This is a genomic window from Rhizobium sp. Root274 (genome assembly GCF_001429245.1).
In the GTDB taxonomy this organism is placed as follows: domain Bacteria; phylum Pseudomonadota; class Alphaproteobacteria; order Rhizobiales; family Rhizobiaceae; genus Allorhizobium.
In genome coordinates this window covers 183757-199101 of sequence record NZ_LMJE01000008.1, presented here as the reverse complement: position 1 = coordinate 199101, position 15345 = coordinate 183757, and the positions used below count along the sequence as shown (strand labels likewise).

Annotated in this window: 16 protein-coding genes; 5 read left to right on the top strand and 11 right to left on the bottom strand. The window is 61.6% G+C overall.

All coding sequences use genetic code 11. The features are described from left to right. Positions 1-70: 70 nt before the first annotated feature. Positions 71-2764: an aconitate hydratase AcnA gene (gene acnA / locus ASE36_RS16185; protein ID WP_062281980.1), complete on the bottom strand. Its 2694-nt coding sequence runs from the start codon at positions 2762-2764 to the stop codon at positions 71-73. 274 nt (positions 2765-3038) lie between these two features. Here acnA and ccmA point away from each other — a divergent pair, with 274 nt between their 5' ends. Genes ccmA through ASE36_RS16160 form a run of 5 tightly spaced genes read left to right on the top strand, consistent with a single transcriptional unit; the run spans position 3039 to position 5930 of the window. After that, on the top strand, positions 3039-3686 hold the full coding sequence (ccmA, locus tag ASE36_RS16180; protein ID WP_062282753.1) for a heme ABC exporter ATP-binding protein CcmA: 648 nt from the start codon (positions 3039-3041) through the stop codon (positions 3684-3686). Then, the gene (gene ccmB / locus ASE36_RS16175; RefSeq protein ID WP_062281976.1) at positions 3683-4342 is read left to right on the top strand and encodes a heme exporter protein CcmB; all 660 of its coding nucleotides are present in this window, start codon (positions 3683-3685) and stop codon (positions 4340-4342) included. Before ccmA ends, ccmB begins: the two co-directional genes overlap by 4 nt. Before the next feature lie 60 nt (positions 4343-4402). Beyond that, a complete protein-coding gene (locus ASE36_RS16170) occupies positions 4403-5170 on the top strand; it encodes a heme ABC transporter permease (protein ID WP_062281973.1) in 768 nt (255 codons plus the stop codon). After that, a complete protein-coding gene (ccmD, locus tag ASE36_RS16165) occupies positions 5167-5343 on the top strand; it encodes a heme exporter protein CcmD (RefSeq protein ID WP_062281970.1) in 177 nt (58 codons plus the stop codon). Before ASE36_RS16170 ends, ccmD begins: the two co-directional genes overlap by 4 nt. Next, positions 5340-5930 (top strand): DsbE family thiol:disulfide interchange protein, encoded by a 591-nt coding sequence (locus ASE36_RS16160; RefSeq protein ID WP_062281967.1) that lies wholly within the window; start codon positions 5340-5342, stop codon positions 5928-5930. The genes ccmD and ASE36_RS16160 overlap by 4 nt, the downstream gene beginning before the upstream one ends. 4 nt (positions 5931-5934) lie before the next feature. Here the strand turns inward: ASE36_RS16160 and ASE36_RS16155 are convergent, their stop codons facing one another. The 10 genes from ASE36_RS16155 to thiC form a co-directional block, all read right to left on the bottom strand. After that, entirely contained in the window at positions 5935-6525 is a 591-nt protein-coding gene (locus ASE36_RS16155; protein WP_082511149.1) for a DUF2585 domain-containing protein, read from the bottom strand. Beyond that, positions 6522-7163: a septation protein A gene (locus tag ASE36_RS16150; protein WP_062281965.1), complete on the bottom strand. Its 642-nt coding sequence runs from the start codon at positions 7161-7163 to the stop codon at positions 6522-6524. The genes ASE36_RS16155 and ASE36_RS16150 overlap by 4 nt, the downstream gene beginning before the upstream one ends. Before the next feature lie 27 nt (positions 7164-7190). Beyond that, on the bottom strand, positions 7191-8564 hold the full coding sequence (ftsY, locus tag ASE36_RS16145) for a signal recognition particle-docking protein FtsY (protein ID WP_062281962.1): 1374 nt from the start codon (positions 8562-8564) through the stop codon (positions 7191-7193). A 19-nt stretch (positions 8565-8583) separates the two neighbouring features. Further along, entirely contained in the window at positions 8584-9876 is a 1293-nt protein-coding gene (gene mtaB / locus ASE36_RS16140; protein ID WP_082511147.1) for a tRNA (N(6)-L-threonylcarbamoyladenosine(37)-C(2))-methylthiotransferase MtaB, read from the bottom strand. Next, positions 9873-10781, bottom strand: coding sequence for a diaminopimelate epimerase (gene dapF, locus ASE36_RS16135; RefSeq protein WP_062281958.1), 909 nt, complete (start codon positions 10779-10781; stop codon positions 9873-9875). The genes mtaB and dapF overlap by 4 nt, the downstream gene beginning before the upstream one ends. A gap of 86 nt (positions 10782-10867) precedes the next feature. Further along, entirely contained in the window at positions 10868-11473 is a 606-nt protein-coding gene (locus tag ASE36_RS16130) for a thiamine phosphate synthase (protein ID WP_062281955.1), read from the bottom strand. Further along, positions 11470-12246, bottom strand: coding sequence for a thiazole synthase (locus ASE36_RS16125; protein ID WP_062281952.1), 777 nt, complete (start codon positions 12244-12246; stop codon positions 11470-11472). Before ASE36_RS16125 ends, ASE36_RS16130 begins: the two co-directional genes overlap by 4 nt. 1 nt (position 12247) lies before the next feature. Further along, positions 12248-12445: a sulfur carrier protein ThiS gene (gene thiS, locus ASE36_RS16120; RefSeq protein ID WP_062281949.1), complete on the bottom strand. Its 198-nt coding sequence runs from the start codon at positions 12443-12445 to the stop codon at positions 12248-12250. Continuing rightward, positions 12442-13425 (bottom strand): glycine oxidase ThiO, encoded by a 984-nt coding sequence (gene thiO, locus ASE36_RS16115; RefSeq protein WP_062281946.1) that lies wholly within the window; start codon positions 13423-13425, stop codon positions 12442-12444. The genes thiS and thiO overlap by 4 nt, the downstream gene beginning before the upstream one ends. Beyond that, entirely contained in the window at positions 13422-15260 is a 1839-nt protein-coding gene (thiC, locus tag ASE36_RS16110) for a phosphomethylpyrimidine synthase ThiC (protein ID WP_062281944.1), read from the bottom strand. The genes thiO and thiC overlap by 4 nt, the downstream gene beginning before the upstream one ends. Between the last annotated feature and the right edge of the window lie 85 nt (positions 15261-15345).

Genomic DNA, 15345 nt, shown 5'->3' with positions numbered 1-15345 from the left:
CATTCGCCGAGATCGGCACAAAAAAGGCCGCCGGTCACCCGGCGGCCTCTCAAAGTAAAGCACAAAACAATCAGGCAGCGAGGTCACGCAGAACAGTCTGCAGAATGCCGCCATTGTTCATGTAGGTCACTTCGTCGAGCGTATCGATGCGGCAGAGCAGCGGTACCTCCTTCACGGTGCCATCGGAGTAGGTGATCTTCGCGATCTTCTTCTCGCGCGGCTTGATATCGCCTTCCAACCCCTCGATCGTGACGATTTCGTCGCCCTTGAGGTTCAGCGAGGCCCAGGTCGTGCCTTCCTCGAAGGTGAAGGGCACGACGCCCATACCGACGAGGTTCGAACGGTGGATACGCTCAAACGACTGAGCGACGACTGCCTTGACGCCGAGCAGGTTGGTGCCCTTGGCAGCCCAGTCACGCGACGAACCGTTGCCGTATTCAACGCCCGCGAAGATGACCAGCGGAACGCCCTCTTGCTTGTACATCATCGCCGCATCGTAGATCGACAGCTCTTCCTTGGACGGATAGTGGACCGTGTAGCCACCTTCCTTGCCGTTCGGGCCGAGCATGTGGTTGCGGATGCGGATGTTGGCAAACGTGCCGCGCATCATGACTTCGTGGTTACCACGGCGCGTGCCGTACTGGTTGAAGTCGGCGACTGCGACGCCGTTGTCGGTCAGGTAGGCACCTGCAGGCGACGCGGCCTTGATCGAACCGGCCGGAGAGATGTGGTCGGTGGTGATCTTGTCGCCGAAGAGACCGAGGACGCGAGCGCCCTTGATGTTCTTCAGGCCCGAGCCCGTCTTGCCCATGCCAACGAAGTAGGGCGGGTTCTGCACATAGGTCGATTTGTCATCCCAAGCGTAAGTCTGGCCGGCAGGAACCTGAACGGCCTGCCAGTTTTCATCACCCTTGAACACGTCCGCATACTTCGATTCGTAGAGCTCGCGGGTGACGTATTTCAGGATGAATTCCTGGATCTCGTGCGAGGTCGGCCAGATATCCTTGAGGAAGACCGGGTTGCCGTTGTGGTCTTCGCCGAGCGGCTCCGTGGTCAGGTCCTTCTGCACGGTACCGGCAAGCGCGTAGGCGACGACCAGCGGCGGCGATGCCAGGTAGTTGGCCTGGACATCAGGCGAGATGCGGCCTTCGAAGTTGCGATTGCCCGAGAGCACGCCGGCTGTGATCAGGCCCTTGTCGTTGATCGTCTTCGAGATTGGCGCCGGCAGCGGGCCGGAATTGCCGATGCAGGTGGTGCAACCGAAGCCGACGAGGTTGAAGCCGAGCGCATCCAGTGAAGTCTGCAAGCCCGACTTGGCGAGATATTCGGCGACGACCTGCGATCCCGGTGCGAGCGACGTCTTGACCCAGGGCTTGGACTTCAGGCCCTTGGCAACGGCGTTGCGGGCAAGAAGGCCGGCCGCAATCAGCACGCTCGGGTTCGAGGTGTTGGTGCAGGAGGTGATGGCGGCAATCGCCACATCGCCATGGCCGATGTCATAGTCGGTGCCTTCAACCGCGTAGCGGTTGGTCAGCTGGCCCGGCTTCTTGTAGTCGTTTTCCAGCGCCGTTGCGAAGTTCGGAGCGATGGTTTCGAGCGGCAGACGGCCTTCCGGACGCTTCGGGCCGGCCATAGACGGGACAACGTCGCCGAGGTCGAGTTCGAGTGTGTCGGTGAAGACGAGGTCCGAACCGTCGCCATCGCGCCACATGCCCTGAGCCTTCGAATAAGCTTCGACGAGGGCAATGCGGTCCTTGGTGCGGCCGGACATGGTCAGGTAGTTGATGGTTTCGCCGTCAACCGGGAAGAAGCCGCAGGTTGCGCCATATTCCGGGCCCATGTTGCCGATGGTGGCACGGTCTGCGAGCGACATCGAATCAAGGCCGGGGCCGAAGAATTCGACGAACTTGGAGACAACGCCCTTTTTGCGCAGCATCTGCACGACGGTGAGAACGAGGTCGGTCGCGGTGACGCCTTCCTTCACCTTGCCGGTGAGCTTGAAGCCGATGACTTCTGGCAGAAGCATGGAGACCGGCTGGCCGAGCATGGCAGCTTCGGCTTCGATACCACCAACGCCCCAGCCGAGAACGCCGAGACCGTTGATCATCGTCGTGTGGCTGTCGGTGCCGACGCAGGTGTCGGGGTAAGCAGTGGTTTCGCCGTCCTCATCCTTGGTCCAGACGGTCTGGCCGAGGTATTCCAGATTGACCTGGTGACAGATGCCGGTGCCGGGCGGAACGACGCGGAAGTTCTTGAATGCCTGCTGGCCCCACTTGAGGAAGCGGTAGCGCTCGCCGTTACGCTCGTATTCAAGCTCGACATTGCGGGCAAAAGCCGTCGGCGTGCCGAATTCGTCCACGATGACAGAGTGGTCGATGACGAGGTCGACGGGAACCAGCGGGTTGATCTTTTCCGGATCACCGCCGAGATTGACCATGGCGTCACGCATGGCGGCAAGGTCGACGACGGCGGGAACGCCGGTGAAGTCCTGCATCAGCACGCGAGCCGGGCGATAGGCGATTTCCGCTTCGGTCAGACCCTTATTGGTCAGCCATTCGGCAACGGCCTGAATGTCCTTCTTGGTGACCGAGCGGCCATCCTCGTTGCGGAGAAGATTCTCCAGCAGGACCTTCATCGAGTAGGGAAGTTTCGAGACACCCGCCAGGCCATTCGCTTCGGCTTTCGGAATGCTGTAATAGACGTAGTCTTTGCCGTCGACGGTCAGAACCGACCGGCAATTGAAGCTGTCGAGAGATTTAGCCACGGATAGAAACCCCGCTTAAACTGATAGCCAACACATTCGTGCGGACGCCTATGCACTTCATGCACATCAGGATGCGGGTACGACCATTTCCGCTGTCCGCCCGTGGAAATCGCTTCTGGCGATTTTCAAGTTCGGCACAAGGATGAACTTCACGCCGGCCGCTGGCGTGGTTGCAGGTCTTATAGATAATTTCTAAGAAAGGTGCCAGACCGACGAAGGGCGAAAACCGAGATTTTTTATGAGGCAGGCCTCATCCTGCCGGAAAGCGCACATGATCAGGCTGGTCGCCGATGCTCTGTCTGCCCGAAGGGGCGAAGATCTGATTTTTACTAATATTTCCTTTACCTTGGCGGCTGGAGAGGCGCTAATTCTGACGGGCCGTAACGGCTCCGGAAAATCGACTTTGCTGCGCGTTATCGCCGGACTTTTGCTGCCGGAAGCAGGCGAGGCCAGATGCCACTTAGAAGGTGAAGACGAGGCAAGACCCGCTCGGGAATTCAGTCATTATCTCGGTCACCGAAATGGTATGAAACGCGAACTGACGGTTCTGGAAAACCTGCAGTTCTGGAAACAGTATCTCGGCGATGTCGGCCAGGGTTTGAGCCTGAGCATGGAGGACGCCGCCTCTGCCGTCGACCTCGCCGGCATTCTGCACCTTCCTTACGGTTATCTATCCGCCGGTCAGCAGCGCCGATTCGCGATGGCACGTCTGCTGGTCGCTAACCGGCCGATCTGGATATTGGACGAGCCGACAGCGGCACTCGACAACAGGGCCGATCGCCTCTTCGAGGACCTCGTTCGGCAACACAGAAGGTCAGGCGGCATCGTCCTTGCCGCCACCCACCAGCCGCTCGGCATGGAAAGTGCCCAGACGCTTGAAATGAAGGGCTTCGAGTTTCATGATCTGGAGCCGCTGACATGATGGCGCTCTTACTTCGCGACCTGAAGCTATCGGTGCGTTCTGGCGGCGGTGCCTTGATCGGGGTCCTGTTCTTCATGACGGTGGTCGCCGTCATACCGTTCGGTGTTGGCCCAGATCTCAATCTGCTGGCGCGTATCGGCCCCGCGATCGTCTGGATCGGCGCCCTGCTCTCTGCTCTTCTTGGCCTTGATCGTCTGTTTCAGGCCGAGCGGGACGATGGCTCCCTCGACATCCTGCTGATGCAGGAAACACCGCTTGTTCTCACGGTCCTCGTCAAGTGCCTGGCCCACTGGGTGGCGACGGGCCTGCCACTCGTCATTGCCTCGCCTCTGCTCGGCCTGTTCATGAACATGGATGAGGTGGCGATCGGAGCGGTGATGCTGACACTGCTCGTCGGCTCGCCCGCGATCACGTTCATTGGCGCAGCCGGTGCTGCGGTGGCCGTAGCGCTCCCCCGAGGTGGCTTGCTCGTGTCCATCCTGGTCTTGCCGCTCGCCATCCCCGTTCTCATCTTCGGCGTCAGCGCATCTTACGCGGCAGTCGAGGATCCGGCACCCTTCCTGCCGCCCTTCCTCTTCCTCGCCGCCATCACGCTCTTCTTTGCCGTGATCGGCCCCGTTGCGGCAGCGGCTGCGCTTCGCAATGCCGCGGATTAACAGCCACCGGTTTGACCGTGATCAATTGCAGGCCGATCGGAGACAGGTTAGAAACACGTCATGACCGATAGCAGCCTTGCCTTCTCCAAAATCGGCGACCTCGCCAACCCGACACGCTTCCTGGCGCTCGTAGCCCGGATCTTGCCGTGGCTGGCCGGCCTGACAGCCGTGCTCTTCGCAATCGGCCTCGTCATGAGCTTTACGACCGAAGGGGATTATCAGCAGGGTGACACCGTCCGGATCATGTATGTGCATGTCCCTGCGGCTTGGCTCTCGATGATGTGTTATTCCGTGATGGCGCTGTCTGCGATCGGCACGCTCGTCTGGCGCCATCCACTCGCGGATGTCAGCCATAAGGCGGCAGCCCCCCTCGGCGCCGGATTCACTTTGATCGCGCTGGTGACCGGCTCACTCTGGGGCAAGCCGATGTGGGGAACCTGGTGGGTCTGGGATGCCCGACTGACCTCCGTCTTCGTGCTCTTCCTGATGTATTTAGGGTTGATCGCCTTCAACCGCGCCATGGACGATCCGTCTCGTGCAGCACGTGTCAGCGCGGTGCTGATCCTTGTCGGCTTCGTCAACATCCCGATCATCAAGTTCTCGGTCGACTGGTGGAACACACTGCACCAACCGGCAAGCGTCATGCGCCTCGATGGCCCGACCATTGACCCTGAATTCCTCTGGCCGCTCCTCGTCATGGCAATCGCTTTTACCTGTCTGTTCTTCACCTTGCACCTGATGGCCATGCGCAACGAGATTTGGCGCCGCCGTGTCACTGCCCAGCGTCGCATGGCAGCCCGTCAGGCCAGCCGGGAGCAAGTCGTATGAGCCACGCCTTCTATGTCTTCGGATCCTACGGTCTTGCCGCCGGTATCTCTCTGGGTTTGGCCTTGTGGGTCTATCTCGATGGTCGTGCACGCCAGGCTGAGCTCAAGCTTCTCGAAGCCCAGGGGATACGCAGAAGGTCACAAGCCGCAGCGACGCCGGAGCCTACGGCATGACCTCGGCCGAGACCCCTCCGAAGCCGTCCGCGAAAAGCCGACTTCGCTATGTGATTGCGGCGCTCCCCTTGGTGATCTTCGCGGCACTGGCGATCGCATTTGCCACACAGCTCGAATCCGGACGTGATGTCTCGGAAATCCCCTCGGCGCTGCTCGGCACGAAAGCGCCCGCCCTCGAACTCGCAGCACTTGAGGGATCCGACCGGCCCGCACTCAACACTGCGGCGATTGCCGGCAAACTGACGCTGGTCAATGTCTTCGCATCGTGGTGCGTCCCCTGCCGGGAGGAGCATCCCCTGCTCCTCGCCCTCTCGAAGGATCCCCGCATCACACTGGTGGGTATCAACTACAAGGACCGCAACGACAACGCGCTGCGTTTCCTCGGCGAACTCGGTAATCCTTTCCAGGCAATCGGGGTTGATCCTAACGGCAAAGCCGCCATTGACTGGGGCGTCTACGGCATTCCGGAAAGTTATCTGGTCGCCCCGGATGGCACGATCCTGTTCAAGAAGGTTGGCCCTTTCGATCAGGCGTCCATCGATACGCAGTTGATCCCGGCCATCGAGAAAGCTCTGGCAGGCTCTTGAGCCCTTAAAGCGCAGCTTGCCAGACCTTCACTGCCTCGATCGGCCAGACCAGCATCAAAACATTGAGCGTCAGATTGTCCCGAATGACAAACGCGGTCAGGATCTCGAAGCCAATGGCGATGGCAATGGTGAGCCAGACCGGCGCCCGGGCGGCGAAGAAGAAACCAGCAATCATCGACACCATATCCATCCCTGAATTCAGGATGCTGTCTCCGGTATAGCCGATCGCCATGGTCGCGGTTCGATAGCGGTCGATGACAAGAGGGGAATTTTCAAGGATCTCCCAACCCGCTTCGATCAGAGCTGAGAGCGCAAGCCGAGCCGCAACCGGCTTGCGCCGCAGGATCAACCAGCCAAGGCCGTAGAACAGGAAGCCATGGATGATGTGCGAGGGCGTGTACCAGTCAAACAGGTGCTGAGAGTTGCCCGGTGTATTCACGCCGGCCTCGAACAGTTTCACGTAGCCGCACTCGCAAATCCAGATGCGGCCCATGAGATACTGCGACAGCACCTGAACCAGAATGATGAGTGCGGTGACCAACAGCCAGAAGCGGGTTGAAGAACGGTCGTCCGCGTGGCTGGTCATCGCGGTCATTTTTCATCCTTTTCGTCCAGGGAATGCTTCATGATCAGCGGCATCTGCGCCAGGGTGAACAGGATGGTGATCGGCATCGTGCCCCAGACCTTGAAGCTCACCCAGACATCGTCGGAAAAGTTGCGCCACACCACTTCGTTGAGAACGGCGAGAAACAGGAAGAAGATACCCCAGCGCAGCGTCAGCTTCTTCCAGCCTTCGGCGTCAAGCTGGAATGCCGCGTTGAAGACATAGCCGAGCAGCGATGTGCCGAAGGCGAGGCCGCCGAGCAGAACGAGACCAAACAGCGTGTTGACGATAGTCGGCTTCATTTTGATGAAGGTCTCGTCCTGCAGCCAGATGGAAAGGCCACCGAAAACCATCACGACCACGCCGGAAACGAGCGGCATGACGGGCAGATGCTTGAAGACGATCTTCGAAACCAGGAGCGAGATCACCGTTGCCGCCATGAAGAGAGCGGTTGCAATCAGAAGCGGACCGCCGATGGCCGTCAGCTCCGGGAACGTCCGCGACAGCCATTCCCCGCGCAGATTGCCGAAAAAGAAGACCATCAGAGGGCCGAGTTCCAGCGCCATCTTCAAAAGCGGATGCTGTTTATCGGCCTTGGAGGCGTGGGTATCGGTGGATGTATCCGACATGGTGTCGTTTCCTAATGTTTCCGGCGCTCAGCGCGCGATGCCGGCAATGGCGCTGGCAAAGTCTTCCGCCTCGAAGGGTTCCAGGTCGTCGATGCCTTCGCCGACGCCGATGAAATAGACGGGCAGCTTGTGCTTGGCAGCAATGGCAACGAGAATACCGCCACGGGCCGTCCCGTCCAGCTTCGTCATGATCAGCCCGTTGACGCCGGCGACATTGCGGAAAATCTCCACCTGCTGCAGGGCGTTCTGGCCTGTCGTCGCATCGAGCGTCTGCAGCACGGTATGCGGTGCATCCGGATCGAGCTTGCCGAGGACACGCACGATCTTTTCCAGCTCCGCCATCAGTTCGGCCTTGTTCTGCAGGCGACCGGCGGTGTCGATGATCAGCACGTCGGCCTTGTCGGCCTTGGCTTTCTCAAAGGCTTCGTAGGCTAGACCGGCCGCGTCTGCGCCAAGTTTCGTCCCGATAAAGGTCGAGCCGGTACGATCGGCCCAGATTTTCAGCTGTTCGATGGCCGCAGCACGGAAGGTATCCCCAGCGGCGAGCATCACCTTCAGTCCAGAGCCTGAAAGTTTAGCTGCAAGCTTGCCGATCGTCGTCGTCTTGCCTGTGCCATTCACTCCGACGACCAGGATCACATGCGGCTTGTGGGCCAGATCAAGCGCCAGCGGCTTGGCAACCGGCTTCAACACCTTGACGATCTCTGTCGCCATGATCTTGGTCACGTCTTCACCGGTGACATCCTTGCCATATCGTTCGGAGGCCAGCGTGTCAGTGACGCGGAGTGCCGTTTCGACGCCAAGATCAGCCTGAATCAGTAGGTCTTCCAGTTCCTCCAGCGTCTCGTCGTCCAGCTTGCGCTTGGTGAACAGAGCCGTGATCTGGCCGGTTAGTTGCGAGGACGTCCGGAACAGGCCGGCCTTAAGCCGCTGGAACCAGCTGAGCTTTTCTGCGGGCACCACGGCTTCCGGTTTGAGGGGCCCGGCTTCAGCCGCGGCAAATCCTTTGGGCAGCACGGGCGCGGCTGGCTCCTCACGCTCCGGAGGAGACGCGGTTTCGCCCTCGGTATTGCCGAGATCCAGCGCTGCTGCAGCGTCAGGATCGGCAACCGGCTCAGCCACAGTATGCATCGCATCGCCTGCCTCGGCTTCAAGCAGCTCGAGCGGCACCATGGACAGATCCTCGGGCGAAAGATCGTCCGATGGGCCGCCAGCCGTTTCCATCTCCTCGGCGAGAACCGGATCCTCGGCCAGAGGCAGGTCCTCCGCCCGATCCCTAGGCTCGCTTTCGGCAGATATCGCCGCCTTTTCCTCGGCTGTCAGCTCCGCCGGCGCAGCGGGCGCTTCTGCGGGCTTCTCCTTGCCGAAGGTGAAGACTTTCTTGATGAAGCCGAGGGCCATGGTCACTCTATTCCGTCTGTCAGGCAGCCGCGCTTGCCGCCGCCAATGCAATCATCAGATGGCGGCCGGTGTGGCCGCCGATCGAGACCTCGATGAGGCTGCCGGGTGTCATGCCGGGCGTCGCAACGAGGGTGAAGTCTTCCGTATGCGCCATTTCGTTGCGCTCGACCAGCAGCTTCTGGCGGGTCCCAACACGCGACGCCAGATGCACAGCCTGCAATCGATCGGCGACGGCCCGAAGCTCTGCTGCGCGCGCCTTCACGAGCGCCCGGTCGAGCTGCGGCATGCGAGCTGCCGGCGTGCCGGGGCGGGGGCTGTAGGGAAAGACATGCAGATGCGCGATGCCGATCTCTTCGGCCAGGCGCGCGGAGTTTGCCGCCATCTCCTCGGTCTCCGTCGGGAAACCGGCGATCATGTCGGCGCCGAAGGCAAAGCCGGGGCGCAGACGCCGGACCTGCCCGGCAAAAGAAATCGCATCAGCGCGCGAATGCCGCCGCTTCATGCGCTTCAGGATCATGTCGTCGCCATGCTGCAGCGATAAATGCAGATGCGGCATGAAACGCGGCTCATCGGCAATCAGATCGAAGAGATGGTTGTCCGCCTCGATGCTGTCGATCGAGGAAAGACGCAGCCGCAGGATTTCCGGCACCTGCTTCAGCAGCGTCTTGGCGAGAAGGCCAAGCGTCGGATTGCCGGGCAGGTCGGCGCCATAGCTCGTCGCATCCACCCCGGTCAGTACCACTTCGCGATAGCCGTTTTCGACGAGCTTGCGCGCCTGCTCGACGACGGCGCCCATCGGCACGGAGCGTGAATTTCCACGGCCATAGGGGATGATGCAGAAGGTGCAGCGGTGATCGCAGCCATTCTGCACCTGCAGGAAACCGCGCACATGACCGTCGATATGCGCCACCATTTGCGGTGCCGTCTCGGTCACGCTCATGATGTCGTTGACGGCAACCTTTTCTTCCGCCGAGACGCCGAAATCCGGAAGGCGGCGATAGTGCTCGGCCTTCAACTTCTCCTCGTTGCCGAGGACTGCGTCGACTTCTGGCATGGCCGCAAAGTTTTGCGCTTCCGTCTGGGCGGCGCAACCCGTGACAATGATACGAGCCTTAGGGTTTTCCCGCCGCGCCCGGCGGATCGCCTGGCGGGCCTGACGCACGGCCTCCGAGGTGACCGCACAGGTGTTGACGAGGATTGCGTTGTCGAGCCCGGCCTTGGCGGCCTCGGCCTTCATGACTTCGGATTCGTAAGTGTTGAGGCGACAGCCGAAGGTGATGACCTCGACGGCGCCATGTCGCGCGGAGGTCACGGGGTGGCGGCCTCTGCATCGGCGCTTGTATCGCGCTGCCAGCTGCCCGTCGCCGGATCCACCATGCCCGACCATTCCCATTCGGCGGGGCCGGTCATCACGACCTTGTCGTCGGGACGCCAGTCGATGGTCAGCGTGCCGCGATTGGGGCTCGACGCCACCGTGATCGTCACCTTGCGCTCGGTACGACCGGTACGGGCGGCGGAAACTCCGGCGGCGCAGGCGGCGGAGCCGCAGGCGAGCGTCAGGCCGGCGCCGCGCTCCCAGGTGCGTGTTACCATTGATGTCTTCGAGGTGACCTGGGCGAGGGTGATATTGGCCTTTTCCGGGAAGATCGGGTGGTTTTCCAGAAGTGGCCCGAAGCGCTCGAGGTCATAGGTCGTCGGATCGCGATCGACCCAGAACACAGCATGCGGATTGCCCATCGACATGGCCGAGGGCGAATGCAGGATCGGTGCGTCGATCGGGCCGATCTGCAGCTCGATCCGGCTGGTGTCGTGGAATTCTTCCGACAGCGGGATCTTGTCCCAGGCAAATACCGGCTTGCCCATGTCGACGGAGATCGTTCCGTCCTGATGTTCAACGGCGTTCAGAATGCCGGCAATGGTCTGGAAGGTGAAGCTCTTGCGGCCGGTTTCACTGGCGAGCGCCTGCACCACGCAGCGCGTACCGTTGCCGCAGGCCTGGGCCTTCGATCCGTCGCAGTTCAGGATGTCGATATAGGCATCGGTGCCATCGAGCTTCGGATCATGGATCGCCATGATCTGGTCGAACGCAGTCGAGGGGTCAGCGGCGAGTGCAACGGCGGCAGCCGGCGTCACCCGGTCGGTGCGACCGCGCATGTCGATAACCAGGATCTTGTTGCCAAGCCCGTTCATCCTTGCGAATTCGACCTGCTCCGACATCGTCACTCCAGAAAGCTGCACTTTCAGCCTATATGGCGGAAATGCAGCCGAATTACCAGTAGAGCGACCAAAGCTCGCATGCATGGTCAACGCCATGGTTCGGTCACTTCAAGCCATTCCCGGGTTCGCGCCTCAGGATCGGCATTGAGCGTGATGTCGGTGACCACCGCCGCGCTTCCTGCCCCTGCAGCAAAGACGCCGGGAAGCCGGTCAGGGCGAAGCCCGCCGATCGCGACCAGCGGCAGAGGGCCGATCTTTTCCTTCCACACTGTCAGTCGTGCCAAGCCCTGCGGCGCCCAGGACATTTTTTTCAGGATCGTCGGATAGACGGGGCCGAGGGCAATGTAATCGGGCTTGGCGGCCAGTGCGGTTTCGAGTTCCACCTCGTCATGGGTCGAGAGGCCGAGTTTCAGGCCCGCGCTGCGGATGGCTGCGAGGTCAGCCGTTGCCAGATCCTCCTGGCCGAGATGGATAAAGTCGCAGGCCTCCTCGATGGCCATCTGCCAGAAGTCGTTGACGATGAGCTGGCAACCATGATCGGCACAGCATTGCCGGGCGCGGCGGATGTGCTGGCGAAGCACGCTTTCCTCGGCGTCTTTCATCCGCAACTGCACCAGTTTGACGCCCAGCGGCACCAGCCGCTCGATCCAGTCGGCGCTGTCGACTATCAGGTAGAAGGGATCGAGCTTCATGCGAAGACCCCCTTTCCGATGACGGGTGTTGACGGCACCGCCATGTCGCGCGGTTCCAGCATGCCGGCTTGATGGGCGATATGTCCTGCCTCGATCGCCTTGGCAAAGGCCTCTGCCATATCAGCCGGATCGCCGGCGCTCGCAACGGCGGTGTTAAGCAGTACGGCGTCATAGCCGAGTTCCATCACTTCAGCCGCATGGGAGGGACGACCGATGCCGGCATCGACGATCAGCGGTACGTCGGGGAATTCCGCCCGCATGGATTTGAGCGCCGGCAGATTCTGGGGCCCCATGGCGCTGCCGATCGGCGCGCACCATGGCATCAGCACGCGGCATCCGGCGGCGAGAAGCTTCTCCCCGACCACCAAATCGTCTGTGGTGTAGGGGAAAACCTCGAAGCCCTCGGAACCGAGGATCTTCGCCGCTTCCACCAGTTCGAAAACATCCGGCTGCAGCGTGTCGTGATGGCCGATCACCTCGAGCTTGATCCAGCTGGTGCCAAAGACCTCGCGCGCCATCTTTGCCGTCAGCACCGCCTCGCGGGCGCTGTGGCAGCCGGCGGTGTTGGGCAGGACGTGAACGCCGAGATCGCGGATTAGCTGGAAGAAGGCCCCGCCCGCCTTGCCGCCTGCGGTTTCCCGGCGCAGAGAGACGGTGACGATCTCGGTCTTGGATCGCCGAACGGCCTCCGCCAGGATCGCAGGCGAGGGGTAGCGTGCGGTGCCGAGCAGCAGGCGCGAGGTAACTGTCTTGCCATAGAGTTCCAGGGCCATCTCAGCCTCCCTGCATGGGTGAAAGGATCTCGATCCGGTCGCCCTCCTTCAAGGGATGGACGACTCGCTCCTCGCGATGAACCAGATCGCCATTGACGGCGGTTGCCAGCCACTCGCCCTCATAGTCGAGCTTGGCCAGCAGATCGGCCAGATTGCCGGCATCGAGCTCCAGGGCTTCTCCATTGACGGTGAGCTTCATGCGGTCCTCCTTCTCTCCGATGTACGGATGGTCGTCAGCCTGTCTGCCGCTTTTCGCGCAAGTGCTGGAGCCAGCAGAAAACCGTGGCGATGCATGCCGGCGACTGCCAGTCCCTCGGATGTTTCGATGAGGCGGGGCACATTGTCCGGGAAGGCCGGGCGAATGCCGGTGCCGGTTTCCACGATGCGCGCCTCGGCAAAGGCCGGGTGCAGCGCATAGGCGGTGTTCAGCAGTTCCATCATGGAACGCGCGGTGATCGGCCCGTCATCCTCCGTCTCGATCATGGTGGCGCCCAGCATGAACAGCCCGTTGCCGCGCGGCACGATATAGAGGGGGTGACGGGGATGCAGAAGGCGGACGGGACGAGAGAGCGTGACGTCACCCGCCTCCAGATAAAGCATCTCCCCACGCACCCCGCGCAGTCCGTCGATCCCACCGATCGCCTGCGGCCCCCGGCAATCCACGACGCTCGCATAGCCTCCCGCATCGCCGGCCTCCTCCCCGAAGCGGAAGGAGACACCGAGCTGCCGCGCCGCCTGATACAGACCCCGGAGAGCCTTGCGTGGATCGAGATGAGCCTCTTCTGAAAAGAAGAGGCCGTTGCCGAAACGCCCTCTGAGATCTGGCTCAAGCTCTGCGATCTCGTCCTCGCCCACCCGGCGATGGCCGCGCGTGCGGGTCGCAAAGCGCTTGAGGTCGACGAGATCGCGGGGATTAGCCAGCGCCAGCGTGCCCTGGCGCTGGACGAGACCGGGCACGGCCTCGTCCCACCAGTTGGCGGCCAAGAGACCTAATGTCAGCACTATCTCTTCCGCCGCCTCCCGCTCGCAATAGGGGGCGAGCATGCCGCCTGCCCAATGAGAGGCGCCAAGCCCGATGTCGGCCCGGCGCTCCACGACCTCGACGGCGACACCCCTGCGCGCCAGTTCCAGAGCCGTCGCCAGCCCCGCGACACCGGCGCCCTTCACCAGGATGGTCATGGCCGCTCTCCCGCCCCAAGTTCCGCGATTTCCTGTCCCGTCATGTAGAGATTGCCGCCGGCGCGGTATTTCTCCGCCATGGCGGTCAGGCCTTCCTTCTGGGCCTCTGCGCGGATGTCATGCGAGATGCGCATCGAGCAGAATTTCGGGCCGCACATCGAGCAGAAATGCGCAACCTTGTGCGCCTCCTTCGGCAGTGTCTCGTCATGCATCGATCGCGCCGTCGCCGGGTCAAGCGACAGGTTAAACTGGTCTTCCCAGCGGAATTCGAAACGGGCGCGACTGAGTGCATCGTCGCGCAGCTGCGCTGCCGGATGACCCTTGGCGAGGTCGGCGGCATGCGCTGCGATCTTGTAGGTGATGACGCCGGTCTTCACGTCGTCGCGGTCGGGCAGACCCAGATGCTCCTTCGGCGTGACATAGCAGAGCATCGCCGTGCCGAACCAGCCGATCATTGCGGCACCAATTCCCGAGGTGATGTGGTCGTAGCCGGGTGCGATATCCGTCGTCAGCGGTCCAAGCGTATAGAAGGGGGCCTCGCCGCAGGTCTTCAGCTGCTTGTCCATGTTCTCCTTGATCTTGTGCATGGGAATATGGCCGGGACCCTCGATCATCACTTGGCAATCCTTCGCCCAAGCGATCTGCGTCAGCTCACCCAGCGTCTCAAGCTCGGCAAATTGGGCAGCGTCATTGGCATCGGCAATCGAGCCGGGCCGCAATCCGTCGCCCAGCGAGAAGGAGACGTCGTAGGCGCGGCAGATGTCGCAGATTTCCTCGAAATGGTCGTAGAGGAAACTCTCCTTGTGATGATGCAGACACCACTTGGCCATGATCGAACCACCGCGCGAAACGATGCCGGTGACACGGTTCACGGTCAGCGGGATGTAATGCAGCCTGACACCAGCATGGATGGTGAAATAATCGACGCCCTGCTCGGCCTGCTCGATCAGCGTGTCGCGATAGACCTCCCAGGTCAGGTCCTCGGCAATGCCGCCGACCTTTTCCAGCGCCTGGTAGAGCGGCACGGTGCCGATCGGCACGGGCGAATTGCGCAGGATCCAGTCGCGGATGTTGTGAATGTTGCGGCCGGTCGAGAGATCCATGACCGTGTCGGCGCCCCAGCGGATCGCCCAAACCATCTTCTCGACCTCTTCGGCCATGGAGGAGGTGACCGCCGAATTGCCGATATTGGCGTTGATCTTCACCAGGAAATTCCGACCGATGACCATCGGCTCCAATTCCGGATGATTAATGTTGGCCGGGATGATCGCTCGGCCAAGGGCGATCTCCTGGCGGACGAATTCCGGCGTCACGTGATCGGGGATCGCAGCGCCGAAGCTTTCGCCGTCGCGGACAAGGGCTTCCTTCGCAGCCTGGCGGCCAAGGTTTTCGCGGATCGCCACATATTCCATTTCCGACGTGATGATGCCGGCGCGGGCATAGGCAAGCTGCGTGACGGCCTTGCCGCCTGCTGCGCGAAGCGGGCGATGATTCACGGGAAACACCGGCGTCATCTTCTCAGGCGAGACGAAACCATTGTCCTCGGGCTTTACGTCGCGGCCGTCATAGGCCTCGACATCGCCGCGTGCCTTAACCCAGGCTGTCCGGTGCCGGGCAAGCCCCTGATCGATCAAGATTGTCGCCTGCGGGTCGGTGTAGGGACCTGACGCATCATAGATATTGACAGGCACTTCGCCCGATGTCGGGTGCAGCGCGATCTGGCGCAGGGGCACGCGGATATCCGGGTGCATGTCCCCTGCCAAGAAGATCTTCGTCGAGGCGGGAAGCGGCCCGGTGGTGACGTCGGGCTTTGGGAAGTTCGGGGCAATGTTCATCATGGAGCTCCAAGTGTTCAGGTTGGAGACCCAGTCATGTCAGCCGGAATGATGGAAAGACGCCACGGGATTCGAGTTTCCGAAT

Coding starts and splice junctions, on each gene's coding strand:
- ccmD (WP_062281970.1), top strand. CDS start 5,167: ATGAGCCACGCCTTCTATGTCTTCGGATCCTACGGTCTTGCCGCCGGT.
- ASE36_RS16170 (WP_062281973.1), top strand. CDS start 4,403: ATGACCGATAGCAGCCTTGCCTTCTCCAAAATCGGCGACCTCGCCAAC.
- ftsY (WP_062281962.1), bottom strand. CDS start 8,564: ATGGCCCTCGGCTTCATCAAGAAAGTCTTCACCTTCGGCAAGGAGAAG.
- thiS (WP_062281949.1), bottom strand. CDS start 12,445: ATGAAGCTCACCGTCAATGGAGAAGCCCTGGAGCTCGATGCCGGCAAT.
- ASE36_RS16160 (WP_062281967.1), top strand. CDS start 5,340: ATGACCTCGGCCGAGACCCCTCCGAAGCCGTCCGCGAAAAGCCGACTT.
- dapF (WP_062281958.1), bottom strand. CDS start 10,781: ATGTCGGAGCAGGTCGAATTCGCAAGGATGAACGGGCTTGGCAACAAG.
- ASE36_RS16130 (WP_062281955.1), bottom strand. CDS start 11,473: ATGAAGCTCGATCCCTTCTACCTGATAGTCGACAGCGCCGACTGGATC.
- ASE36_RS16150 (WP_062281965.1), bottom strand. CDS start 7,163: ATGTCGGATACATCCACCGATACCCACGCCTCCAAGGCCGATAAACAG.
- ASE36_RS16155 (WP_082511149.1), bottom strand. CDS start 6,525: ATGACCGCGATGACCAGCCACGCGGACGACCGTTCTTCAACCCGCTTC.
- thiC (WP_062281944.1), bottom strand. CDS start 15,260: ATGAACATTGCCCCGAACTTCCCAAAGCCCGACGTCACCACCGGGCCG.
- thiO (WP_062281946.1), bottom strand. CDS start 13,425: ATGACCATCCTGGTGAAGGGCGCCGGTGTCGCGGGGCTGGCGACGGCT.
- ASE36_RS16125 (WP_062281952.1), bottom strand. CDS start 12,246: ATGGCCCTGGAACTCTATGGCAAGACAGTTACCTCGCGCCTGCTGCTC.
- ccmB (WP_062281976.1), top strand. CDS start 3,683: ATGATGGCGCTCTTACTTCGCGACCTGAAGCTATCGGTGCGTTCTGGC.